A 274-nucleotide genomic window follows, 5' to 3' on the forward strand; every position below is an offset into this window, starting at 1 on the left:
GTCGTGCCACCCGAGAAGCCCGAATTGCGCCATCCGGTGGACAGGCGCTGGTTTGCGGAGGGCCGGCGGAAGGATCTGCAGGAACCCCACCCACTGCCGTCCCAGTTCGCCGAAAAATTCGGCACGGGCCTGCAGACGCCGAGCGGCAAACTGGAGTTCGTACCCGAGTTGCTAAAGCGGCACACGGCGGACAATCCCGAACGGCCGGCGCTCAATCGCTACATTCCATCCTGGGAGGGAATGCGTTCCGAGCTCGCCGAACGGTATCCACTCC

The 274-nt window shown here is 64.2% G+C and carries 1 protein-coding gene; it reads left to right on the forward strand.

All coding sequences use genetic code 11. The features are described from left to right. The coding region (locus SB753_RS37195) for a hypothetical protein (protein ID WP_410805152.1) at positions 1 to 274 on the forward strand (274 nt) is incomplete at both ends.

This window comes from Paraburkholderia sp. SIMBA_053 (genome assembly GCF_046534895.1).
GTDB classification, from domain to species: Bacteria; Pseudomonadota; Gammaproteobacteria; order Burkholderiales; family Burkholderiaceae; genus Paraburkholderia; species Paraburkholderia caledonica.